Below are 21,540 nucleotides of genomic sequence, written 5' to 3'. Positions count from 1 at the left end.
GGATGTTCAGATCCTTCAACGCCAACCGGCCTGCCGCCCCCGCACCTGCGCCTGCCCGTCCCGCGGCGCAACCGCAGCCGAGCCCGCAGCCCGCGGCCAAAGCACGACCCGCGCCAGTCGCCGAGTCGGACAACGGCCTGAAGGTGGAACTGCACACCCTGCTGCTGGACCAGTTGAATCTGACGGTTCTCGACAAGGTCAGCAAGGAGGATCTGCGCCGGGAAATCGCCACGCTCGCCGCGCAGCACCTGCAGGAGCGGGGTCAGCACATTCCATCCGGCGCATTCCAGGCGCTGATGGACGAACTGCTGGACGAGGTTCTGGGGCTCGGCCCGCTCGAACCCCTGCTCGCGGACCCGACGGTTAGCGATATCCTTGTCAACGGCACCGACAAGGTCTTTGTCGAACGGCGCGGCCTGCTGGAACGCACTGAGGTCCGTTTCCGCGACGAACGCCACCTTCTGCGGATCATCGACAAGATCGTGTCCAGCGTCGGCCGTCGTATCGACGAAAGCCAGCCTTGGGTTGACGCGCGCCTGGAAGACGGAAGCCGCGTCAACGCGATCATCCGCCCCTGCGCCATCGACGGTCCCAGCCTCTCGATCCGCAAGTTCTCGCGGACACCGTTGCATATGGACAGGCTGCTGGAGCATGGCGCCCTGTCCAAACCGGCGGCGCAGTTTCTCGAAGCGGCGGTGAAGGGCCGCATGAACATCCTGATTTCCGGCGGCACCGGATCGGGAAAGACGACGATGCTCAACGCGCTGTCCGCTTTCATCGACCCGCGTCACCGCATGGTGACCATCGAGGACGCGGCAGAGTTGCAGCTGCAGCAGGAACACGTCGTCCGCCTCGAAACGCGACCCGCGAACGCCGAAGGCACGGGCCGTATCACCCAACGCGACCTGCTCATCAATGCCCTGCGGATGCGTCCCGACCGGATCATGGTCGGAGAGGTTCGCGGGAACGAGGCCTTCGACATGTTGCAGGCCATGAACACCGGCCACGACGGGTCCATGACCACGATCCACGCCAATACCGCGCGCGACGCGATCAGCCGCCTTGAACAGATGGTCACGATGATCGGCGGAGATTTCCCGATGCAGGCCATCCGCTCGCAGATCGCGGCGGGTCTGCAACTGGTGCTGCAGCTCAACCGCCTGTCGGACGGGCGGCGCAAAGTTACCAGCATCTCCGAGATCGTGGGGCTCGAGGGGGATACCGTGATGATGCAGGACATCTTCGTCTTCAAGAAGATGGGCGTCGACGATGACGGCAACGTAAAGGGTCGCATGATGGCCACCGGCGTGCGCCCCCGCTGCTTCGAAGCCTTGATGTCGTCCGGCGTATCACTGGCCAGCGACGCCTTCTCGATGATGGAAGAGGTCGCCTGATGCCCGTCGACGGATCTCTCACCCTGATCTGGACCCTCGCGGTCGCAGGCCTGCTGATGCTGGCGATCGTCGCCTTCCGCATGATCTTGGCGCCCGAGAACCGTCAGGAACGGACGGCGGCCAGACGTCTCAAGAACATGCGCCCGCAAACCGGACACGGCATGGCCGAGGCGATGGTCCGCAGGCAGCGCCAGGGGCTGACGGGGCTGTCGATCCCGCTGATCGGCGATCCCGCCCTGCTGGTGCGCCGGGCCGGGCTGGAAGGAAAGGAACCGCTGATCCTGACGGGCCTCCTCGTCCTTGCACTGGCGATCGGCGTCGCCCTTTCATTGCGACTGAATGCGGCCGTCGCCTACCCGGCCGGCGTCGTCATCTCGATCTTGCTGGTCAAGGCGTTTCTCCGGAAACGACACGCCACGCGGGTGGATGCCCTGACGCAGCAGTTGCCCGATGCGCTTGACCTCATGATGCGCGGTCTGCGGATCGGCCACCCGATCAGCGCAACAATTTCTAACGTGGGGCGTACGATGCCCGACCCCATCGGTGCGGAATTTCGCCAACTGGCCGAGCAGGTCAGCCACGGCGACTACCTCACCGACGCCTTCACCGATTTCGCGGACCGGGTCGGACAGGAAGACGTCGAATATCTGGCGGTGTCCATCCGGATCCAGCACGGCACCGGCGGCAATCTGGCGGATATGCTGGGGACCCTCGCCAAGGTCGTTCGGGACCGGATCGTGATGCGCCGTCGGGTGCGCGCGATCTCCTCCGAAGGGCGCATGTCGGCCTACGTGCTCTCCGCCCTGCCCGTATTGATCTACCTCGTCACCTCCTACACCGCGCCGGATTATTACGGCGCGATCAGCGATGACCCGATGTACCAGCCGATCGCGATCACGATCATCCTGCTGGTGGTGGCCAACTTCCTTGCCCTGCGCAAGCTCGTAACCTTCAAGATCTAGGGCCTTTCATGCGTTCCGCTTCCCTCCTTACCGACGCCACCCTCTATGCCTCGCCGCAGACGCTGATCATGTTCGCGGCGCTGGCGGCTTTCGCGATGCTCCTTTTCGCGGCAGTCGGCCTTGTTCAGACGCGGGATCATTCGGCCTCCCGGATGAGGGCGCTCTCCATTGCCATGAACGAGGGACGCTCGACCCTGTCAAAGGGCAAGGAATCGGCCCCGCGCGGCTTCAAGAAGGCACTGATCCCCGAAGACCCCTCGGAAAGGGCACAGATCAGGTTCCAGCTTGCCAAGGTAGGGTTCGACCGCGCGGATTCGGTCGAAATCTTCTTCCTCGTCCGGCTGTGTCTGGCGCTGCTGCCCCCCGTTTCGGTTTTTGCCGCGATCTTTCTGACACAGTCCGGTCTGCTGCCCGCGTTCATCGCAGACAAGATCGAAGCCACCTCGAAACTGCGTCTGCTTCAGGTCGCGGCCATCGGTGCAGGGGTCGGCTTCTACGGGCCGGGGTTCTGGCTGTATTCGAGGATCAAGGCGCGCAAGGAAAAGATCTCCAAGGCGTTTCCGAACGCGCTGGACCTCGTCCAGATCTCCGTCGAAGCCGGCATGGGTTTCGACGCCGCGATCAACCGTGTCGGCAACGAGCTTGGCCGGGTGGCGCCTGAAATTGCCTATGAATTCCTGCTTCTCCAACTCGAAATCCAGGCCGGCCGCGACCGCGAAAGCGCGCTGTTCGACATGGCCGAAAGGATGGGCATCGACGAGGCGCGCTCCTTTGCGCTGGTCATCGCCCAGTCGCTTCAATTCGGCACCAGCCTGACCGCCGCGCTCAAGACCTATGCCATCGAAATGCGGCAGATGCGCGAACTTGCCGCGCAAGAGAAGGCCAACAAGCTGCCGGTGCAGATGTCCGGCGTGATGTCGGTGCTGATGCTGCCCGCGCTGTTCCTGATCACGTTGACGCCGATCATCATTCGCTACATGGCGATCTACTGATCCGCCACGGCTTCTGGCTCAGTACAGGCCCTCTATCTCAAGTGGCAACTGGCGCACCTTCTGCTGCTTGAGAATGGTCTTCGGCGGTTCGGTAACGTCCGCGGACTTCAGCCGTTGGTACCGGCTTTGCGCCGCCGTCTGGACGTCATGTTTGCTGCGCAGGATGGTCGGGCGCAGGAAGACGAACAAGGTGCGCTGCGTATTCCGCGCATTGCGCGACTTGAACAGTTCGCCGACCACAGGGATGTCGCCCAGTCCGGGAACCTTGCTCGTGCCGTTGGTCCGGTCGTCGGTGATCAGACCGCCCAAGACGACGGTTCCCCGGTTGTCCGCCATCACCGTCGTGTTGATGACACGGCGGTTGGTGATGAGGTCGGCGGCACCTTCCACGTTGGTGGCGAGCAGATTGGAAATTTCCTGCTCGATCGTCAGCTGAACGACGCCGCCCGCCGTGATGCGCGGCACGACGTTCATGGTAATGCCCACGTCCCGCCGCTCGATGGTGGTGAAAGGACTGACCGTGTTGCCGTCGGTCGCGAAGGTGCCCGTGCGGAACGGAACGTTCTGTCCCACGACGATGGTGGCGGGTTCATTGTCCAGCGTGGTGACCGACGGTGTCGACAACAGCCGGGCTCGGGTGGACTGGGCCAGTGCCTGCACCAGGATCCCGAAGTCGTTGCCCCCCGCGCCGATCGACAGCCCCGTGGACAGGGCCGATCCCTGCGGCACGCCGACCGCCGACAGGATCGCCCCCAGCGAAGCGCCCCCGCCGTTGTTGAAAGCCGTTGCCGCGATGGCCCCATTGGGAATGTTCGGCCCGAGGCCCAGCTGCACGCCAAGCCTTTCGGCGACTTCGCCGGACACCTCGACGATCGCGGCCTCGATCATGACCTGCGGGCGGCGCACGTCCAGGGCGCGGATCAACTGCCCGACTTCCTGAACCTGCCGGGTGGTGCCGCGCACGATAATCGAATTGGTTTCGACGGACGCGGTGATTGTCACCGGCTCCGGCTCGTTCGCGCGGTCCAGAGCCACGAAACGACCGCCGGCAACCTCTTCCGCTTCGCCCTGGCTCGCCGCCACCGGGTTGGTCACTTCGGCCACGTCCGTCACGTCGCCAAGGCTGCCCTTGACGATCTCGGTAATGATCGCGGCGTCGCCATATTGCAGGTTGAAAACGGTTGTCGCGACGCTTTCGCGCGGATCGGTCCGCGGCGCCACGTCCATGGCCATCGCAAGATCGCGGATTTCGGCGATATCGGCGGGGGTGCCGCGCACCAGCAAAAGGTTGGACCCGGTATCGACCGACAAACGCGCACCCGTTCCCGCAGGCCCGAGCACTTCGAGAATGGCGTTACCCACCGTCCCCGCATCGGCGGAACGAAAACGGATCACCTCGGCACGCACCTGCACATCGCCGTCAAAGCTCTGGGCGATGGCCGTGATACGGTCCACGTTCGCACGCGTATCCGTGATCACCACCGCGTTTGGATCCTCGACCGCTTCGATATATCCGCTCTCCGCGATCAGCGGCCGCAGAACCCGAACCGCTTCGGCAGAGGGCAGGCGATTGAGCCGCAGCATCACGGTGACGAAATCCTGCTCCCCGGCGGTTGGTGTGTCTTCCTGCGTCGGCCCGCTGACCGTGCGCGCCTCGCCCTCCGGCACCACCTGCCAGATCGTGCCAGCCTGCACGGCGACGAACCCCCGGACCCGCAGGATCGACTGGAACAGGGACCACACGCCCTCCCGGTCCAGTGCCTCCGCCGACACGACGGTCACGTCTCCGGTCAGTCCGGGGTCGAGCACCAAGGTCCTGCCCGTGATCTCCGAGATCTGCTCGACCAGAACCGAAATCTCCGCATCGCGCAGGTTGATGACAAAGGTCTCGTCATCCTGCGCGCGGGCGGGCAGTGCCAGGAGCAGCGCCAAGGCGAGAACGATCAGGGGGCGCAGCAGGGTCATTCCAGCGGAAACGACATCACGATCGTCCGGCCGTTCCTCTGAACTTCGATGCGGGCCACGCCGGAAGCAGCCACGGCATCGTAAAGCGCGCGGTCTTTCTCGACATCTCCAACGGATTGCCCATTTACACTCGTCACGACGTCTCCCGCCTGCAGACCCGCGCGGTTAACGCCCGTGTCATGCTCTTCCGCGATCTTATAGCCGTTTGGCGTTGGTACCAAACCTATTGTCTCAAGAACCTGCGCCGGGTTGGCCCTGATGCGATCACGCCACAGGTCTATGTAATCCTGCGTCGTGACCGGTTCGGCCTTGGCGGCGGCGTCCACTCTCTCGCTTATGGTGTCGCCCTGGCCGGACGTCATCAGCGCCGCCAGCCTCTCTGCACCCGTGGGCATTCTTTCCTCGTCGGATTCTTCGGCCCCGTCGAAGGTCAGGACATGCTGCGTTCCGGAGATATCAACCGTAACGCGGTCGGATGCGATGGAATCCAGAACCGCATCTTCCGCCAATTGGTCACCCGGACGGTAGTTCGCCTCGGTCCCCTGTACATTGATCAGGGCCAGGGACCGGGCGGGATCGTCCCGCACAATCACTCCCAGAAGGGTCATCTCCAAGGCTGGCCGGGCCTGCGGCGCGGGCTGTTCGGGCACAGCCGCGCTGCCGAAAGGCGCAAAGGCGAGGGTCTGGCCGAGGTCAAGCGGCGGGAGGTCAGGCACATTTGACGGCGCCGCCGGGGCGCGTGCCGGGATCACCGAATGGTGCCCCCGAAGATGCCAGAAGACCGGCGCGGCCGCCACGGCGACGCTGGAAATCGAAAGCACGATCGCAGCCGTTCGCAGATGCGCCAGTCTCATGGCAACGCTCCCGCGTCCAGGTAGCCATCGAGAACGGCCAGAACAACATCGGTCTCCGCGCGGGCGACCCGCAGGGTGACCCTCTGCAAATCCGGATCCGATGTTTCGGCCCGGATCGTCTGCACGGTGAAGCGTCTGCCATATTGCGTCAGCGGCGTCGTATCCCCCGCGCTGCCCACTCCCAGCCGCAGTTCGGCCAGATGGTATTCCCCCGCCCAGCGCGCGGCGACGCGGTCGGTCACATCGCTGATGCGCGCCGTATGGCTTTCGGTCGCGCTCAGCAACGACACGGCGCCCAGCGCCAATACGGCCATGGCGACCAGTGCCTCGATCAGGGTAAAGCCCTTGTCGGCGTGCATCCCGGCCGTCATGACGCATCGTCCGATCGGCGGGCGGTGATCCCGTCAAACAGGATCATCTGGCGCGCGGCCCCGCCACTCCCAAGCACCAACCGAGCGCGTTCGCCGCTCGACAGAAGCAGGTCCTGTGTCACCACCAGACTGCCGCGTGCCGCGTCGCCCACCCTTATTTCCGTCCGCGCGGGAAGACGATGGGTCCGTGCAAGTGCCGGGACGGGGTGCGGCACCCAATCGTCACCTTCCCTTACCCGAAAGGCATAGCTGTCCTCGCCCCAGACCAGGGCGGCGCTGGTGCCGCGCAGCGCCACCTCGTCCGCCATCCGGTTCAGGCGCGAGATCAGCAGGTCGCCTTCACGCTCCAACCCGGTGCCACGACCGCCGGAACCCACGCCGAGGGCGACCGCGCTTGTCAAGACACCGACGAGAACGAGGACTACCAGCACCTCCACCAGGGTCACGCCCGCGTCGGATGTCCGAGAGCGCGTCAATTCGTGGCCTGACGCTGGCCATGTGCGATGTCCGCCGCAGTGCCGTCACCGCCCGGCGCGCCATCAGATCCAAGCGAGACCAGATCGAAAGCCCCGGTATCGCCCGGAGACCGATAGACATAGCTGTTCCCCCATGGGTCGACCGGCACCGACGGCAGGTAGCCGTCAGCCACCCAGTTGCGGGGTTCGGGCGGCGTGGTCGGCCGTTCCGCAAGCGCCTGAAGCCCTTGCGCGGTCGTCGGATAATTCTGGTTGTCCAGACGGTACAGTTCGAGCGCAGAGGCAATGGCACGGATATCGGTCTGTGCCACGGTCACGCGTGCCTCGTCCGGGCGTCCGACAACGTTGGGCACGATGATTGCCGCCACCAGCGCAATGATGACCAGAACGACCATCATCTCGATCAGCGTGACACCCGCATCGGGGAGGGCCGCGCGGTCTTTCGCGCCACGAACTGCCCGTCGCTGAGCCAAATGCTTTTTCATCATGAAACTGTTTGCCTTCTGATTGCGTGGCTTTCACGATACTATCGCAACACCGGGAACCTTTAAAAGGCAAATATTCGTGAAAAATCAGAATATTAGCGATACGGAATCCGCCCTGGGGCGGCCTGTCGCGTTGCCTGTTCAGGAACCGCCGCCGCGGCCCGGTATCACCATCGGTCCAAAGCTGCGCGAACGCGCCGAAGCTGCCGCAGGCAAATCCAGCGGCGGGCCGATCACGTTGGTGCCGACCGAACTGGTTGGTGTACACTTGGTGCAGGTGCCGAAATCCCGCGCCCGCCAGAGACCGGCCCTTGTCAGGTTCGCCGTAGAGGAACGGATCGGTGTGTCGATCGACGGAGTGAGCGTGGTCGAAGGGCCGCGCGACAATAAGGACGGACAGGCCCTTGCGCTTGTCTGCGACCCCCGTGTTCTCGATGCCCCGTCTGCAGGGCGACTGATGCCCGATTTCCTGTTGATCCCGCGACCCACAGATGCCGACTGGTCCGTCTGGCAGGAAGGCGACCGCGCGATCATTCGCACGGCGCAGGGCACCGGGTTCGCGGTTTCCGCCGCTGCGCTCCCGCTGATGTGGCGGCGGGCTGGACAGCCGTCTGTCATATCGCTGCTGGACCCGGTTCCCGAGGAGATGCACGCACGGGATGCCGCGCCAACACCGCCGCCTCCCGATGCCACGGACCTTTCGTTCAGTTTTGGCCAGCAACGACGTGACCAGGCGCGGTTCCGTCGCATGGGGCTCACCGTGATCGCGATCTGCATGCTTGCAGGGCTGGGGCACATGACATTTCTGGCCCTCGACACCTGGGCGCTGCGCAACCTCGCGGTCGAGGCGCGGCAAAGGGCTCAGGCAGCCGTGTCGGAAAGACTGCCGGGCACCACTGTCACCGCGGACACCGGGCCCATACTGGCCCGCCTTTCACCCGGACCTGAAAGCGTGCCACGTGGCGATTTCCTGCCATTGCTGGCCAGCATCACCGGCGCGCTGGCCGAGACCGGGACGCCCCTCGGCTTTCGCAGACTGGCCTGGAGCGCACAGCAGAACGAACTGGTCCTGCTCGTCCAGAGCAACGGGCTGAGCGACCTGCAGACCATACAGCAAGGCCTTGAATCACAGGGTTTCACCGTGCGCAGCGGGGCGGCAAGCGCCAGTGATGGCGGGGCCGAGGCCGAGTTGAGAATCCGCGGTGGCGGATCGTGATCGCGGGGTTCGACAAGCTTTCGACGCGCGAGCAGGTGATGCTTGTCACGGTTCTGCCGGTCGCGCTGCTGGTTGCCCTATGGCATTTTGCCTGGAAGCCGTTGTCGGCAACACGAAATGTCCTGAGGGCCGACATAGCGGCCTATCAGCTTTTGGCCGATACCGCTGAACTGACCGAAACCGTGCAGGCTGAACCCCGGGCCGTCGACACGACGCCAATCGCAACCCGCATCACCAGCGCGGCGGCTGATGCCGGCCTTTCGCTCCGCCGGCTGGAGCCCGAGGCAGGCGGCATGCGTGTCAGTGTCGATGATGTGCCCTTCGCCACGCTCCTGCTGTGGCTTGCCGATCTCGAAACGACGCATCGCGTCACCGTCATCGCGACCGAGATCGACCGCCGGCCGGAGCCCGGGATCGTGTCGGCCCGTTTGCTGCTGGAGACACTGCAATGACGCCGGAACACCCCCTTCCCCGCCTCGCCTACGGTTTCGCCCAGTCGCAGGGTGTCGTGCTCGCATCCGGACCGGACGGGCCGGTTTGCCGACACCGCGCCGACGCCCCGATCGAGGCATTGATCGAAGCGCAGCGCATCATGGGAAGCCACCTGTCGTTCGAGGAGGTTTCCGCCAGCGACTTCGAAAGCGCGCTGGGCGGGATCTACCGCGATTCCGCGACCGAGGCGGCGCAGGTGGCTGCCGATGCAGATGACAACCTCGCCACGCTGGCCGATACGGCCGCCTCGGTCGATGATCTGCTGGCACAGAACGACGATGCGCCCGTGGTGCGCCTGATCAACGCCCTGCTGCTGGAAGCGGTCAAGGAAGGTGCCTCCGACATTCACATCGAAACGGAAGAGCGCAGGCTTCTCGTCCGCTTCCGGATCGATGGCGTCCTGCGCGAGGTGATCCGGCCCAAACGCGCCCTTGCGCCGCTGCTGGTCAGCCGGATCAAGGTGATGGGCAAACTCGACATCGCGGAAAAACGGATGCCGCAGGACGGTCGCGTGTCCCTGCGTGTCGGCGGCTACGATCTGGATGTGCGGATTTCGACCATTCCTTCGCAGTTCGGCGAACGGGTGGTCCTGCGCCTGCTGGACCGGGGCCAGACCTTGCGCGGCATCGACCACCTTGGCCTCAGCGAACGGGACAATGCCGCCCTGAAGCGGATCCTGACACGGCCAGACGGCATGGTGCTGGTGACCGGGCCGACCGGTTCGGGCAAGACCACGACGCTCTATGCCGGGCTCGACATGCTGAACGACCGGCAGCGCAACATCATGACCGTCGAGGATCCCATCGAGTACACGATGGACGGTGTCGGGCAGATGCAGGTCAACGCCAAGACGGAACTGACCTTTGCACGCGGCCTGCGCGCCATCCTGCGCCAGGATCCGGACGTCATCATGGTCGGCGAAATTCGCGACCGAGAGACCGCGCAGATCGCGGTGGAAAGCGCGATGACAGGGCATCTCCTGATTTCGACGCTGCATACGAACACCGCCATAGGCGCGGTGGCGCGACTGGTCGAGATGGGCGTGGAACGCTTTCTTTTGGCGCCCATGTTGCGCGGCCTGATCGCGCAGCGGCTGGTTCGGCGCAACTGCCCCGATTGCCGCATTGAACATGCCGTGACACGGGCGGAAAGCGACCTTTTGTCGGGGCAGCTCGCCGAGGGTACGTTGATCTCGAGGGGGGCCGGTTGCGAAAGCTGCCATGACACGGGGTTTCGGGGCCGGATGCCGCTTTACGAGGTGATCGAAATGGATACCGCGCTTGAACGGATGATCCACGAAGGCCAGTCAGAAGCGGAACTGATCGCAGCCGCACGCGCACGCGGACCGGGGATTCTGGCGGATGGCATCGCGAAGATCCTCGCGGGGCACACCACACCGCAGGAAGTCGCCCGCGCCGTGCACGAGGATGCGATGATGGCAGAGGGCAATGGCTGATGCCTGCGTTCGCCTACCAGGCACTCGACCCCCAGGGAAAAACGTCCAAGGGCGTGATCGAAGCAGCGAGCGCCGCGGGGGCACGGAGCGCACTGCGCGCGCGCGGTCTTTCGCCGTTGTCGGTCGATGCGACCACGCAGAAGAAGGCCGGTGGGCAAATCGGCCCGACATCCCTGTTTTCACGGAAGAAAAGGGTCCCGGCCCGCGCGGTGACCCTGCTGACCCGGCAGCTCGCCACTCTCATCGCCTCCGGGATCGGGGTGGAACAGGCGCTCAAGACCGTCGCCGACCAGACACGCCAGCCGGCGGTGTCCTCTCTCCTGCTGAACCTGCGCGCCGCGGTGCTGGAGGGACGCAGTTTTGCACAGGCGCTCGCGGAATACCCGCAAACATTCGGAGACTACTACCGGGCGTCGGTTGCGGCCGGGGAAACCTCCGGCCAGTTGGGCCAGGTGATGGAGCATCTCTCGGGATTCGTCGAAACGCAGGCGAAGAACCGGCAGACGGTAAAGCTCGCCCTGTTGTATCCGTCAATCCTCGCAGTCGTGTCGCTTGCGGTGATTGTCGCGCTGCTGACGTTCGTCGTGCCGGACATCGTGCGTGTATTTACGTCGCGGGGCGCCGAGTTGCCTTGGCTCACGCGCGCGCTGATCTCCGTCAGCGATTTCGTCAATCGTTGGGGGCTTGTAGCGGCTGCGGCGCTTGTCGGCTTGATCTTCGTCATGGCAGCGCTGCTTCGGCAACCGGCCATCCGGCTGCGATGGCACCGCCTGCTGGCGACATCACGGCTGACGCGGGGTTTCACCCTGAAATCGAACGCGGTGCAGTTTTCGGGGACGCTGGCAACGCTGACAGTCAGCCGGGTGCCGCTCGTCGATGCCCTGACCGCCGCGGCCCGGACGGTACCGAACCTGCACGTGCGCGCGAAGGTCATGGATGCCGCCACCCGGGTAAAGGAAGGCACGGCCCTTTCCCGGGCACTGGACGATGCACGGGTTTTCCCGCCGATGCTGATCGCGATGGTCGCAAGCGGCGAAGCCGGCGGCGTTCTGGGCGCGACGTTGACCCGCGCGGCAGAAGATCAGGCCCATGACATGAATGCGCTGGTCTCCACCCTGGTGGCTCTGGTCGAACCTGCGGTACTGCTGATAATGGGCGGAATCGTGATGGTACTGGTGTTGTCGATCCTGCTGCCCATCGTCAATCTGAACAATCTCGTTGGATAGGACCGGCCGCCGGGTTCAGAAAGGGTACTCGACGATGACCGGCCCCGAGGTCGGCATGCCGGGGATCAGCGTTGCACCCTCGGGTTCGATCCTCAGGATGAACCGACGGTCACCGGCGACGGTGATCTGGCCCAACTCTCCGCCCCGGTCCGAGACGACAGCCCGCGCGTCATTTCCCTGGGTACTGAGATCGACGGTCATCTGCGGCACTGTCATATCGCGGCCCAGCATGTCCTTGCACTGTCCCTCGTCAATCTGGATGACCCCGCTGGCCGCCGCGGCGTCGCGCGAGATCGACAGCGCCTGCACGTCGACCACGGCGCGCGAGGTGCAGGCGCTGATCAGGGGATCGGGGACGAGCGCCAGAAGTCCGGGGCCGGCACGGCCGGAAACGCCGCGCATCGAGAAGCCGCCAAGACGTGCAATGGCCTGCCCTTCGAGACGTGTGTCGGGCCCTTCGAGCGTCAGATCCATCAGCGCATGAAGACGCCACAGCTCGCCCTCCCGCAGGTCCCAGTTCAGCGCGTATCCGCCTGCCAAGGTCGCACGGCCCGCACGGACGTTGCCATATAAGGCTGTCACTTGAGGGGGAATTGTGGCAACCTCCCGAAGCGCGGAGACCGGCCAGGTCAGGACCAGTGAAATCGCGAAAACGAGGGCGAACAGGCATGCCGCACCAAGGAGTCTCACGATCAGACCAGCAGTGGACCGAGACCGGATCCGTGTCGCGGCGTCGGATGCTGAAGGTACTGGGCGGGTCATCGGCGCTCTTGTGTCTGGGGGCATGCGAGGGCGGCTTTTCCTTGGGCGGCGGCAACGACCTGCCGCCGGCGGGTACGATCGGACAGGCCGCTCTCCTCGCGCCGTTGTCGGGTCCTCAGGCATCAATAGGTCAGATGATGGCGGCGACTGCAAGCCTCGGCGGGCAACCCACCAACCTTGGTGCCGAGGTCGCCGTGCTGGACGCCGGCGGCGACACCGCCACCGCCGTTACCGCTGCGACGGCGGCGGTGGAATCCGGCGCAAGGATGATCCTGGGGCCGTTGTTCTCCCAACAGGCGCGGGCCGTGGCCGAGTCGGTCGGGCGCAGCGTGCCGGTCGTTTCGCTTTCGAACGACAGTTCAATCGCGGGCGGGAACCTCTTTGTTTTCGGCGTGACGCCGCTGCAATCGGCCCGTGCGGTGATCGGTTTCGCGGCGACACGGGGGAAAAGAAACGTCGCCGTCATCGTCCCTCCCGGTCCGTTCGGCGCTTTGGCGGCCACCGCCGCCCGTTCCACCGCCGGGGCGTTCGGGATAAAGATGCCCGAGCCGCTGACGCTTGCATCGGCCGACGGTGTCGTCGCGCGCCTCAGGCAGGCCAACGGCGGTCAGCTGCCCGATGCGGTCTATCTTCCCGTGGTCGGTGGTCCGTTCGAAGCGCAGGCCGCTGCGCTGAAAGCGGCTGGCGTGCAGCTTCTCGGGTCCGAACAATGGGGCACCATCGCGCCGTTTCGCGTGCCCGCGCTGATCGGGGGCTGGTTCGCCGCGCCGGACCCGGTGCGGTTCGAAGCATTCGCGAACGCCCTGGAAAATGAAACCGGCAACGAAGCCGGGATCGTCGCGGGCCTCACCTTCGACGCCGTGGAAATGGCCCGGATCCTTGGCCGGCTCGATCGACAATCGCGCGACGGCTTGCTCCGGGAAGCGGGATTCGACGGGGTTCTCGGCCCTTACAAGTTCACCAAGGACGGACAATGCGAGCGCGGCCTCGCGGTTCTCAGCGTTGTCCAAGGGGCAACCACCCTGATCGGCGCCTCCGCCGCATGACCCAACCGCCGGCCGCGCGCGATGCGGGGATCACGCTGATCGAAATGCTCGTGGCCCTCGCAATCTTCGCACTGGTTGGCCTTGCGTCCTTCACGACGCTGGACACGATCATCAACGTACAGAAACGAACGGACAACCGGCTTGAGCGGCTATCGCAGATCGACCGCGCGCTTGTCGTCTTTTCGCGCGATCTGCAACAGTCGGAACCGCTTTCCCTGACTCTCGCGGAAGGCGTGCTGCGCACGGAAACGGATGGCGGCAGGAGGTATCGCAGCTATCTCGCGGCGGAAAATACCATGGTCCGGGAAAGCGGTGAACGCTTTGACGATACGCCGGTGCGCCAGACGCTGTTCGGACCGCTCCGAGGGCTGTCCTTTCGCGTCCTATCCGCGTCCGGAACGTGGTCGGACAGTTGGCCGGTCGAGAATGGCATCTATCCCAAGGGGGTCGAGCTGACCCTGACCCTCGATGAAGACCGCGAGGTTTTGCGTCTCGTGGCCCTGCCGCAGGTCGTGACACCGTGACCGACGATCGCGGCGTGATCCTCGTCAATGTCCTCGTCGCCCTCGCGCTGGGTGCAACCCTCGTGGTCCTGATGTTCACCTCGCAGGAAACCCTGCTGGACCGCACACGCCGTGCCGCCAATGCAGCACAGGCGGAGGCACTGGCGCTGGGGGCCGAGACATCGGTGGTCACCGCCTTGCGCCGCGACAAGAACGAAGCCCCCGAAACCGATCATTACGCCGAGGCATGGGCCCAAGCCACGCAGGAGCAGGTAGCAATTTCGACAGGATTGTTTTCGGTCGAGATCGAGGACGCCCAGTCGCGTTTCAACATCAATCTGCTTGCCGAACCGGGGGTGGCGCCCCAATTGGTCTTGCGCCGCCTCGTGGCGGTCCTCGAACTGCCCGATGAAACGGCGGAAACCATCATCTCGCATGTCGCCGCAAACGGGCCCCGGGACGCTCTGGACCAGATCACGGCCCTGCCGCGAGAAGTCCGGCAGGCCCTTGCGCCCCATGTTGCATTCCTGCGCGAGGGAGGAACGGTCAACGTGAACACCGCCGGAGAGCCCGTATTGGCGGCCGTAACGGGAAGTGTGACGACGGCCCGGCAGCTTCTGAAAAAGCGGAATGACAAGGGCTTCTTGACCAAGGAAGACATCCTTGATGCCGGGGTCATCGCGCTGACCAACGCGGGGTTCACATCGGATACCTACGACGCGACGATCAGGGCCGAGGTGGACGGAACCGGGGTGATCCTTCGCAGCCGGATCCAGAGAATAGAGCGCGCAGGCCGAAAGGTGGCCCTCGTGATTGCCCGTCGTTTCGGCGCCGAAGCGAGAGGAACGGGCGGCTCTCTACCGCAGCCAGAGCCTCTCTAGACCGGCGATGCGGCCATCGAAAAGAAACGCGGCCACCCGTGGGTGGCCGCGTCCGGTACGTCATGATCTTCGGCAAAGCCGAGCCGATCAGGGATTGAACGGTTCACGCTCCGGCGTCAGCACCAGCGCTATGTTGTCCAGCGAGATCGGCGTGTCGTTCGGATTCTGCTGGAAGGCGCGGTTGAAATCACCGCCCAGCAATGCGAGCCCGTTCGCGATACCGTCACCCCCGCCGCAGGCGACGAGGATCGCCGCACATACCGCAAGGATCGAGATATTCCTCAACATAATGAGTCTCCTTTCATCTGCGGTTTAGTTGTTGGGTGAACCGGCGATCGGCGTGCGCAGGTAAGGGAAGCGATCCGCCAGATCCATCGAGGACAGCGGTGCGCCGTCGGTCAACGCGACCATACCAGCAGGCGCGTCTTCGGGTGCGCAGAGGCCCAGGTTGATGTTGTCCTGCTCCGCGCCAAGCTCGTCACCCAGCGGAACGTCGTGGCACAGACGGCCCATGACGACGCGCAGCGCGATGTCCACCGTATCGTCACCGGGACGGCGGCCGTTCGGGAAACCGGCAAGGTCTTCGCCCACGACACCAAAGGTGCTTTGGCTGGCGCGCGGCGTCGGCGGGACCGCCGTGTTCAGGCGCATCATCTCGGACGCATTGGCCGCATCGAAGTTCGCTGGCTGGTTCAGCCCGGGGAAACCCGTCAGGAATGCCGTCACCAGATCGTTGCGCGGGAAGTTCGAGGGCGCGATGTTATCCGTTCCGAACTCGCCGTTCGGATTGAACAGCGCGTTGATGAGGGCCGGAAGGGTTGGGTTTGTCACGTACACCGCCAGCGCGCTGTCCTGCGTCGGCTCCGCCGCGTTGAACAGATCCTTGTCGGGCAACCCTATGACCACCTCGTTCACCAAGGGGTTGGACAGACGGGACTGCTGGACCCAGGCACCGCCATAAACCGACGTCGCCTCGTAAGTGGGCGACGGATCTTCGAGTTCAGCCTGCGGCAGGCTTGCGGTGGTCCACGCGCCGATGACCGGGTCCTCGCCGGAGGTCAGGCAGGAGATCGGCACTTCAAGCGCCAAGGACGTGACGTTGGCCTTGCCAACCAGATCGTCATTGGCGCGATCCTGCGTAATACCGCCCGGGAACGGGTCGGCCACGTTGTACTGAGGCCATTCGGCACTGGGCGCCCCTTGGATCGGCACGAGGTTCACGAGGTCGAAGATTTCGCCGAGGTTCACGGCGAAGGCTTCGGCACGCTGACCGGCAAAGACCCTCGCATTGCCGTCGCAACCGGGGATCGTCACGTTCTCGTAGACGTAGTTGTTGGCGTACTGCGCATAGTCCGGCAGCGTCTTGTTGCCGATGTTGTCCACGGGCTTGGTGAATGTCGTGCCGGCACCGGGCGCCGACAGCGCCTGCGCGGACCCGCTGCGACGGTCGCCCCGTACGACATTGACCGTATATTGTTCCGTTTCGCCAAGGTTGGCCGTCGGGTTGTCGGAGGTGATGCCACCTGCCGCGCGGAGCGGGATCGCAACCATTTCACCGTTGATGTTCAACTGCGGACCCGTGCCGTTCACGAGGCTATTGTCGAACTGGAACTGAAAGGTGATTTCCTCCATCGCGTCGCCGTCGTTGTCGATGTGGATCTCGTACAGCGCGTCAGGGTCCATCGTGAAGTAGTTGGGACCGCCATAGGGCGCCTGGATCGGAACGTAGTTCGCGATCAGCGTGACATAATCCTCCCGACCGGGTTCGTAGCTGCGAAAGACATAGAAATCCGTCGCGTCGACTTTCGGCTGTTCGGTTATCCCGGGCGCTTCCCTGTGCGAGGACGCACCTGCAATCGTCGCCGAGACGCATGCGGCAACCGCAGACGTACCCCGCAAGAAATTCTTCATGGGTGTTCTCATGTCACTCTCCCTGTGTTCGCAATTTATTCAACTATCCGCCCCCGCGATTGCGGAGGTACTTGGCGCCGTGCGATTGCGCACGAAATTGCGCGCCACCACGGCTACCAATCAACCTAGTCACGGGTGCGACAAAAGAAAGTTTCAGAAAGATTATTAATTCTTTGCAGATCTCATCTGCAGACGTGCTGACCCCCGGTTACGGGGGCGCACAAAAATCACCGCAAGCCGTCGCGGGCGATGAAGCGTGCGAGGTCCAGGATCAGTTGGCCGCGCGCTGCCGCGATGGCCCCCGGTCCGCCTTTGGGATCGAAAGGCACGCTCAGATCGAACAAGCCCGACCGCTCACGGCGGCCATCCGTCACCGCGACGAAGTATTGCCCGGACGCACGGAAACTGCCCGAGGATCGCGCCACCAGTTCGGCAAAACGGACTTCGAGACGCGCGTCGGGGAATGCCTCGAACGGCCAGGGCTCGGAGGCCACGCGTCGCCCGGTCATCCGCGCGAGGTTCTGGCTGAGCTCCAGGGCAACGGCGCGTTCAGGCAGATCCGCCCAGAGCACCTCGGATGAACTGGTCAGCGTTCCGTCCTCTGCCTGAATCGCGATCTCCTCGGAGGCGGCGTAGGTGGGCAAAGAGACATCCCTCACCTCGACCGAGCTGAACGCGATCCGCTCGCTCTGGTCTACGGGCGGGGCCGTCACGGCAAAACGGGTCGCGCTGTCACCACAGGCGGCAAGCATCAGGATCAGGCCAAAGCCCAGTGCACGGTTTGCAAACTTCATGTCTTACCTTCCCAGCAAAAGAGAATTGGGGTTCCGCTCGATCGTTCTGGCCAGCGACGTCAGCGCATCGGCGGCCTTCTGGATGTCGCGGAGGGTGTCCTGCGCCGTCCGGCTCAGTTGCTCGCCCCTGTCATACCCCTGGATCGTCTGGCTGGCCTGTGCGAACAGCCGCGTCAGACGTTCGACGATCTGGGGCAGATCGCGCGCCGTCACCGCGATGGTGTCCGCCGCGTTCCGCGCAGAAGCCAGCGTCTGGTTCACGTTGTCGATGGCGCCACCCTCGCGAAGTTCCTGAAGGGTGTAATTCACCTCGTCGAGGGCGCGCTTGAGCGATCCGGGCAGCGCCTTGGCGTCTTCGGTGCCGATCAGTTCGTCGGCGGTCCGTGTCAGTTCGGTGAGTTCCGCCAGCAACTCCTCGACTTCCAGCGATTCAGCCTTGTTGGCGACCGCCTCGAACCGCGCGATGAGCTGCGGTACACCCGCAACGGAGGAGTTGACGGTATCGACGGCGGTGGCGGCATCATCCAGCACGCGGCTGATCCGGGCCGAGATTTCGGGCAATTCGTCGGTGGCGTTCGCGATATTGGCCGAAGCCTGCCGCGCGGAGGCGAGTGTCTGGTTGATGTCGCGTACGGCGCCGCCGTCGCGCAGTTCCCGCAGCGTCGCGTTTACCTGATCCACGGCGTCCTTGAGCGCCACGGGCAGCGCCGCGGCTTCTTCCGATCCGATGACGGTCTCGGCGGTATCGACCAGCGCGGTCACCTCCGCGATCAGTTCCTCGACCTGCAGCGCCTCGGCTTTCTGCGCGACCGATCGGATTTCGGCGATCAGGTCCGGCACGCCTTCGATGGAAGTGGAAACTGAATCGGCCGTGACGGCCACGGTGTCGATGGCATCCACCAACTTGGCCGCGAGTTGCTGTTCCTGAAGCTCGGCGACCAAGGTCTCGACCCGGCTCAGCGTGGCGTTCAAGGCGACAGGAATGTTGCGGACATCATCCGACGCGACCAGTCCCTGGATTTCGGCCAGCAGGTTTCGCACATCCTGCGGGGTCTCGCGCAGCGCATCATCCGATACCAGCGCCTCGGCGGAATCGAGGAAGGTGATCGCGGAATTGAGCAGTTCTTCGATCGGCAGGCTGTTGATCCGGTTGAACACGCCTTCTACCGTCGCGGCCGCATCCGACACTTCGCTTTCGGTGGTGGGCAGACGGGGCGGCAGGTTCTCCTCGCTCACCAACTGGGCTTCCGGCGCATCCGGCACATCGACCAGTTCGATCTTCAGCCCGCCGGTGAGAAGGCTGGCCGACGCGAGCCGCGCGCGCAGACCGCCTTCCACCCGCTCCTGAAGGAAGGCCAGCGCATTGTCGGCGGTGACATCCCCCGGAAGACCAAGCCGTGCCGGCTGGATCGACAGGTTCACGTTCAGACGGACGCGGTTGTCACCGTAGAGATCGTAGTCGACCACGCCGGACAGTGCTTCGACCTCGCCAATCTTGAGGCCCGACATTTCGACCGGAGCGCCGGTCGCGAGCCCCGCGATGTTGTCCTCGAAGACGACGCTCAGTTTCAGGGGATCGACTTCGGACGCGTTGAACAGCGAGTTGCGCGCGGATTCCTTGTCCGGGAAAATCTCGAACACGGAACCGTCCTGAACGGGGCCACCGCCCGATACGAAGGTGTCGAAGGTGATCCCGCCCCCCACGAGCGTTGCAAGCGACGAGAAATCGATCTCGGCCCCTGCCGGACCGATATTCACGGTAAAGCCGGAGGCATCCCAGAAGCGGGTGTTCTCGTTGATGAGCGTCCGGTGTTCTTCGAATATCAGCGCCTCTACGATGGCGAAGTTGCCCCGCGGCGCGATTTTGGCCCGACCCACGCGACCGACCTCGATCCCCTTGAACAGGATCGGTGCGTTGTCGGTCAGCTGCCCGTTGGCCACGGTCCGGAATGCGATTTCGAGACCGCCCCGGCCGGATCGGATCAACGGCGGTTCCGATGCCCCGGTGAACCGTTCCATGGCGCTGCCGATCTGGTCATCCCATGACCCTTCGATATGGACGCCGCTCAGCACCGTTGACAGGCCGGTGATGCCCTGAGCGGTGACCTCGGGCTGAACGATCCAGAAAACCGCCCCGCTGTCGATGTAGGGGGCGACGTCCTTGGCCACGCGTATCGACGCCAGCACCTTCCCGAGCCCCTCGGTAAAGCCCACCTCCTCGACGGTCCCGACGGTGATGTCCCGATAGCGCAGTTCAGTCTCGCCCGCCTTGATGCCGGCGCCGTTCTCGAACTCGACGACGATCAGGGGCCCGCGGGAGTTGTAGGATTGCCACGCTACGCCAAGCGCGACGACCAGCGCGAGGACAGGCAGAATCCAGACAAAGGAGGCCCCGCTGAAAAAGACCTTGCGAACAGGCGATACCGATACATCCGGCAACTCGTCATTCATGACCTACTACACCCCCTTCGGCGGCTCTCGCATCCCAGATCATGCGGAGATCGAAAGCCTGAGCAGACAGCATCGTGAAAATCACCGAAAGTGCGAAGAAGATGCTCGCCGGACCGGGATTGATGGACGCCAGTGTATTGAGTTGCACTAACGCGGACATAATCGCAACGACAAAAATATCGATCATCGACCAGCGCCCGATGTATTCGACGACTTCATACATGATCTGCCGCCGGTGCGTGCTCAGACGGGAACCCGACCTGATACTGATCGCAAGGTAGGCAATCGCCCAGAATTTGCCCAGCGGGATGAAGACCGAGGCAAAGATGATGATCGCGGCGATGCCGAAGTTTCCATAGTGCGCAAGCTCCACCGCACCGCCGATGATGGTGCTTTCATCTTCCTGGAACAGCGTCCGCGTGATCAGCATCGGATAGACGTTCGCCGGGATGTAGCACATGAAACCGAACACCCAGAGCGCCCAGACGCGGCTGAGACTGCGGCTGTGCCGGGACACGAGCTTGTGACCGCAACGTGAGCACTTGCTGGCCGAAATCGGCCACACCTTCGTGCAGCGCTCGCATGCGACCAGATTCAGGTCTTTGGCGCTGACGATGCTCTGGGATTTTCCAGTGAATTCCATACTGACCACTTACACATGAAACTGTCCTGCGCGATCACGAGGACACAAAGGATGCCGAACATCCAGAAGGCAGGACCGAAGCCGACGTTGGCAAGGTCCGATACCTTGACCAACGCGACGGCGCATCCGATCGCGAAGATTTCGGCCATCGACCACGGACGCAACGCTTCCGACAGGCGGAACGCATGCATCGCATGCGGTGCCGGATCACGGTCCAGCACCACGGGAACGAGCACGTAGATCGTCAGAACGGCCCGCAGCAGCGGGATGATGATGATGAGCCCGGCCGTCGCGAGGGAAAGGAAGATCATCGGCCCGCCGGAAAACGCCAGCGCGGCGTCGAGGACGGAGACCGAATTCTTATTCCCCGCCGCGTCGATCGACAGGAAAGGAAAAACCGCCGCCCCGATAATGAGCACCATAACCGCGACGGCCACGGCGATGATCCGCAGTCCCGCGTTCCGGCGAGGTGCGATCAGAACCTTGTGGCACCGCTGGCATTGCGCGCGCTCCCCCACCCCGGGCCTTTTCAAGTGGTAGACGGCATCGCACTGCGGACAAACGATCAGTTCGTCCAGCGGCTTGCTCGTCATTGGCTCGACAGTATCCTTCATATCTGTCTGATATAGGAATGAATTGAGCCATGACACGCCTAATTTC

The 21,540-nt window shown here is 64.1% G+C and carries 22 protein-coding genes; 10 read left to right on the top strand and 12 right to left on the bottom strand.

From position 1 onward, the window contains the following. The first annotated feature begins 2 nt into the window (after positions 1 to 2). The 3 genes from BOO69_RS00270 to BOO69_RS00260 are packed head-to-tail and all read left to right on the top strand — an operon-like array spanning position 3 to position 3,348. Positions 3 to 1,394, top strand: coding sequence for a CpaF family protein (locus BOO69_RS00270; protein WP_071969242.1), 1,392 nt, complete (start codon positions 3 to 5; stop codon positions 1,392 to 1,394). After that, positions 1,394 to 2,356: a type II secretion system F family protein gene (locus BOO69_RS00265; RefSeq protein WP_071969240.1), complete on the top strand. Its 963-nt coding sequence runs from the start codon at positions 1,394 to 1,396 to the stop codon at positions 2,354 to 2,356. The genes BOO69_RS00270 and BOO69_RS00265 overlap by 1 nt, the downstream gene beginning before the upstream one ends. A gap of 8 nt (positions 2,357 to 2,364) precedes the next feature. Then, entirely contained in the window at positions 2,365 to 3,348 is a 984-nt protein-coding gene (locus BOO69_RS00260; RefSeq protein ID WP_071969238.1) for a type II secretion system F family protein, read from the top strand. Between the two features lie 18 nt (positions 3,349 to 3,366). Here BOO69_RS00260 and gspD read toward each other — a convergent pair whose 3' ends face one another. Genes gspD through gspG form a run of 5 tightly spaced genes read right to left on the bottom strand, consistent with a single transcriptional unit; the run spans position 3,367 to position 7,499 of the window. Beyond that, on the bottom strand, positions 3,367 to 5,313 hold the full coding sequence (gspD, locus tag BOO69_RS00255) for a type II secretion system secretin GspD (protein WP_071969236.1): 1,947 nt from the start codon (positions 5,311 to 5,313) through the stop codon (positions 3,367 to 3,369). Beyond that, positions 5,310 to 6,167, bottom strand: a complete 858-nt coding sequence (locus tag BOO69_RS00250; protein WP_071969234.1) for a type II secretion system protein N — start codon at positions 6,165 to 6,167, stop codon at positions 5,310 to 5,312. The genes gspD and BOO69_RS00250 overlap by 4 nt, the downstream gene beginning before the upstream one ends. Then, complete coding sequence (gene gspI, locus BOO69_RS00245; RefSeq protein ID WP_083545409.1) at positions 6,164 to 6,538, bottom strand: type II secretion system minor pseudopilin GspI; 375 nt, start codon at positions 6,536 to 6,538, stop codon at positions 6,164 to 6,166. Before gspI ends, BOO69_RS00250 begins: the two co-directional genes overlap by 4 nt. Then, positions 6,535 to 7,014: a prepilin-type N-terminal cleavage/methylation domain-containing protein gene (locus BOO69_RS00240; RefSeq protein ID WP_071969232.1), complete on the bottom strand. Its 480-nt coding sequence runs from the start codon at positions 7,012 to 7,014 to the stop codon at positions 6,535 to 6,537. Before BOO69_RS00240 ends, gspI begins: the two co-directional genes overlap by 4 nt. After that, positions 7,011 to 7,499 carry a type II secretion system major pseudopilin GspG gene (gspG, locus tag BOO69_RS00235; protein ID WP_083545602.1) on the bottom strand — a complete coding sequence of 163 codons (489 nt, stop codon included), beginning with the start codon at positions 7,497 to 7,499 and terminating at the stop codon, positions 7,011 to 7,013. The genes BOO69_RS00240 and gspG overlap by 4 nt, the downstream gene beginning before the upstream one ends. A gap of 79 nt (positions 7,500 to 7,578) precedes the next feature. Between gspG and gspL the strand changes: the two genes are divergently transcribed. Genes gspL through BOO69_RS00215 form a run of 4 tightly spaced genes read left to right on the top strand, consistent with a single transcriptional unit; the run spans position 7,579 to position 11,889 of the window. Then, a complete protein-coding gene (gene gspL / locus BOO69_RS00230; protein WP_071969230.1) occupies positions 7,579 to 8,715 on the top strand; it encodes a type II secretion system protein GspL in 1,137 nt (378 codons plus the stop codon). Continuing rightward, entirely contained in the window at positions 8,712 to 9,167 is a 456-nt protein-coding gene (gene gspM / locus BOO69_RS00225; protein WP_071969229.1) for a type II secretion system protein GspM, read from the top strand. The genes gspL and gspM overlap by 4 nt, the downstream gene beginning before the upstream one ends. Continuing rightward, positions 9,164 to 10,663, top strand: a complete 1,500-nt coding sequence (locus BOO69_RS00220) for a GspE/PulE family protein (RefSeq protein ID WP_071969227.1) — start codon at positions 9,164 to 9,166, stop codon at positions 10,661 to 10,663. The genes gspM and BOO69_RS00220 overlap by 4 nt, the downstream gene beginning before the upstream one ends. Beyond that, positions 10,663 to 11,889: a type II secretion system F family protein gene (locus BOO69_RS00215; protein WP_071969225.1), complete on the top strand. Its 1,227-nt coding sequence runs from the start codon at positions 10,663 to 10,665 to the stop codon at positions 11,887 to 11,889. The genes BOO69_RS00220 and BOO69_RS00215 overlap by 1 nt, the downstream gene beginning before the upstream one ends. Positions 11,890 to 11,904: 15 nt before the next feature. Here BOO69_RS00215 and BOO69_RS00210 read toward each other — a convergent pair whose 3' ends face one another. Beyond that, positions 11,905 to 12,471, bottom strand: coding sequence for a hypothetical protein (locus tag BOO69_RS00210; protein WP_156874828.1), 567 nt, complete (start codon positions 12,469 to 12,471; stop codon positions 11,905 to 11,907). Between the two features lie 86 nt (positions 12,472 to 12,557). Between BOO69_RS00210 and BOO69_RS00205 the strand changes: the two genes are divergently transcribed. The 3 genes from BOO69_RS00205 to BOO69_RS00195 are packed head-to-tail and all read left to right on the top strand — an operon-like array spanning position 12,558 to position 15,081. Next, on the top strand, positions 12,558 to 13,697 hold the full coding sequence (locus BOO69_RS00205) for a penicillin-binding protein activator (protein ID WP_083545407.1): 1,140 nt from the start codon (positions 12,558 to 12,560) through the stop codon (positions 13,695 to 13,697). Continuing rightward, positions 13,694 to 14,221, top strand: a complete 528-nt coding sequence (locus BOO69_RS00200; protein WP_071969218.1) for a prepilin-type N-terminal cleavage/methylation domain-containing protein — start codon at positions 13,694 to 13,696, stop codon at positions 14,219 to 14,221. The genes BOO69_RS00205 and BOO69_RS00200 overlap by 4 nt, the downstream gene beginning before the upstream one ends. Continuing rightward, positions 14,218 to 15,081 (top strand): type II secretion system minor pseudopilin, encoded by an 864-nt coding sequence (locus BOO69_RS00195; protein WP_071969216.1) that lies wholly within the window; start codon positions 14,218 to 14,220, stop codon positions 15,079 to 15,081. The genes BOO69_RS00200 and BOO69_RS00195 overlap by 4 nt, the downstream gene beginning before the upstream one ends. An 87-nt stretch (positions 15,082 to 15,168) precedes the next feature. On the opposite strand, the gene BOO69_RS00190 is transcribed toward BOO69_RS00195, so the two are convergent. The 6 genes from BOO69_RS00190 to BOO69_RS00165 form a co-directional block, all read right to left on the bottom strand. Next, positions 15,169 to 15,369: a hypothetical protein gene (locus tag BOO69_RS00190; RefSeq protein ID WP_071969214.1), complete on the bottom strand. Its 201-nt coding sequence runs from the start codon at positions 15,367 to 15,369 to the stop codon at positions 15,169 to 15,171. 24 nt (positions 15,370 to 15,393) lie between these two features. Continuing rightward, complete coding sequence (locus BOO69_RS00185; protein WP_083545405.1) at positions 15,394 to 17,004, bottom strand: DUF4331 domain-containing protein; 1,611 nt, start codon at positions 17,002 to 17,004, stop codon at positions 15,394 to 15,396. 215 nt (positions 17,005 to 17,219) lie between these two features. After that, positions 17,220 to 17,786 (bottom strand): PqiC family protein, encoded by a 567-nt coding sequence (locus BOO69_RS00180; RefSeq protein WP_071969210.1) that lies wholly within the window; start codon positions 17,784 to 17,786, stop codon positions 17,220 to 17,222. 3 nt (positions 17,787 to 17,789) lie between these two features. Next, on the bottom strand, positions 17,790 to 20,237 hold the full coding sequence (locus tag BOO69_RS00175) for an MlaD family protein (RefSeq protein WP_071969209.1): 2,448 nt from the start codon (positions 20,235 to 20,237) through the stop codon (positions 17,790 to 17,792). Beyond that, positions 20,230 to 20,880, bottom strand: a complete 651-nt coding sequence (locus BOO69_RS00170) for a paraquat-inducible protein A (protein ID WP_172839473.1) — start codon at positions 20,878 to 20,880, stop codon at positions 20,230 to 20,232. The genes BOO69_RS00175 and BOO69_RS00170 overlap by 8 nt, the downstream gene beginning before the upstream one ends. Next, positions 20,832 to 21,494: a paraquat-inducible protein A gene (locus BOO69_RS00165; protein WP_071969207.1), complete on the bottom strand. Its 663-nt coding sequence runs from the start codon at positions 21,492 to 21,494 to the stop codon at positions 20,832 to 20,834. Before BOO69_RS00165 ends, BOO69_RS00170 begins: the two co-directional genes overlap by 49 nt. Between the last annotated feature and the right edge of the window lie 46 nt (positions 21,495 to 21,540).

Source organism: Sulfitobacter alexandrii (assembly GCF_001886735.1).
In the GTDB taxonomy this organism is placed as follows: domain Bacteria; phylum Pseudomonadota; class Alphaproteobacteria; order Rhodobacterales; family Rhodobacteraceae; genus Sulfitobacter; species Sulfitobacter alexandrii.
This window is presented reverse-complemented; position numbering and strand designations above follow the sequence as displayed.

Coding starts and splice junctions, on each gene's coding strand:
- BOO69_RS00270 (WP_071969242.1), top strand. CDS start 3: ATGTTCAGATCCTTCAACGCCAACCGGCCTGCCGCCCCCGCACCTGCG.
- BOO69_RS00265 (WP_071969240.1), top strand. CDS start 1,394: ATGCCCGTCGACGGATCTCTCACCCTGATCTGGACCCTCGCGGTCGCA.
- BOO69_RS00260 (WP_071969238.1), top strand. CDS start 2,365: ATGCGTTCCGCTTCCCTCCTTACCGACGCCACCCTCTATGCCTCGCCG.
- gspD (WP_071969236.1), bottom strand. CDS start 5,313: ATGACCCTGCTGCGCCCCCTGATCGTTCTCGCCTTGGCGCTGCTCCTG.
- BOO69_RS00250 (WP_071969234.1), bottom strand. CDS start 6,167: ATGAGACTGGCGCATCTGCGAACGGCTGCGATCGTGCTTTCGATTTCC.
- gspI (WP_083545409.1), bottom strand. CDS start 6,538: ATGACGGCCGGGATGCACGCCGACAAGGGCTTTACCCTGATCGAGGCA.
- gspG (WP_083545602.1), bottom strand. CDS start 7,499: ATGAAAAAGCATTTGGCTCAGCGACGGGCAGTTCGTGGCGCGAAAGAC.
- BOO69_RS00220 (WP_071969227.1), top strand. CDS start 9,164: ATGACGCCGGAACACCCCCTTCCCCGCCTCGCCTACGGTTTCGCCCAG.
- BOO69_RS00215 (WP_071969225.1), top strand. CDS start 10,663: ATGCCTGCGTTCGCCTACCAGGCACTCGACCCCCAGGGAAAAACGTCC.
- BOO69_RS00205 (WP_083545407.1), top strand. CDS start 12,558: ATGCCGCACCAAGGAGTCTCACGATCAGACCAGCAGTGGACCGAGACC.
- BOO69_RS00200 (WP_071969218.1), top strand. CDS start 13,694: ATGACCCAACCGCCGGCCGCGCGCGATGCGGGGATCACGCTGATCGAA.
- BOO69_RS00190 (WP_071969214.1), bottom strand. CDS start 15,369: ATGTTGAGGAATATCTCGATCCTTGCGGTATGTGCGGCGATCCTCGTC.
- BOO69_RS00185 (WP_083545405.1), bottom strand. CDS start 17,004: ATGAGAACACCCATGAAGAATTTCTTGCGGGGTACGTCTGCGGTTGCC.
- BOO69_RS00180 (WP_071969210.1), bottom strand. CDS start 17,786: ATGAAGTTTGCAAACCGTGCACTGGGCTTTGGCCTGATCCTGATGCTT.
- BOO69_RS00175 (WP_071969209.1), bottom strand. CDS start 20,237: ATGAATGACGAGTTGCCGGATGTATCGGTATCGCCTGTTCGCAAGGTC.
- BOO69_RS00170 (WP_172839473.1), bottom strand. CDS start 20,880: ATGGAATTCACTGGAAAATCCCAGAGCATCGTCAGCGCCAAAGACCTG.
- BOO69_RS00165 (WP_071969207.1), bottom strand. CDS start 21,494: ATGAAGGATACTGTCGAGCCAATGACGAGCAAGCCGCTGGACGAACTG.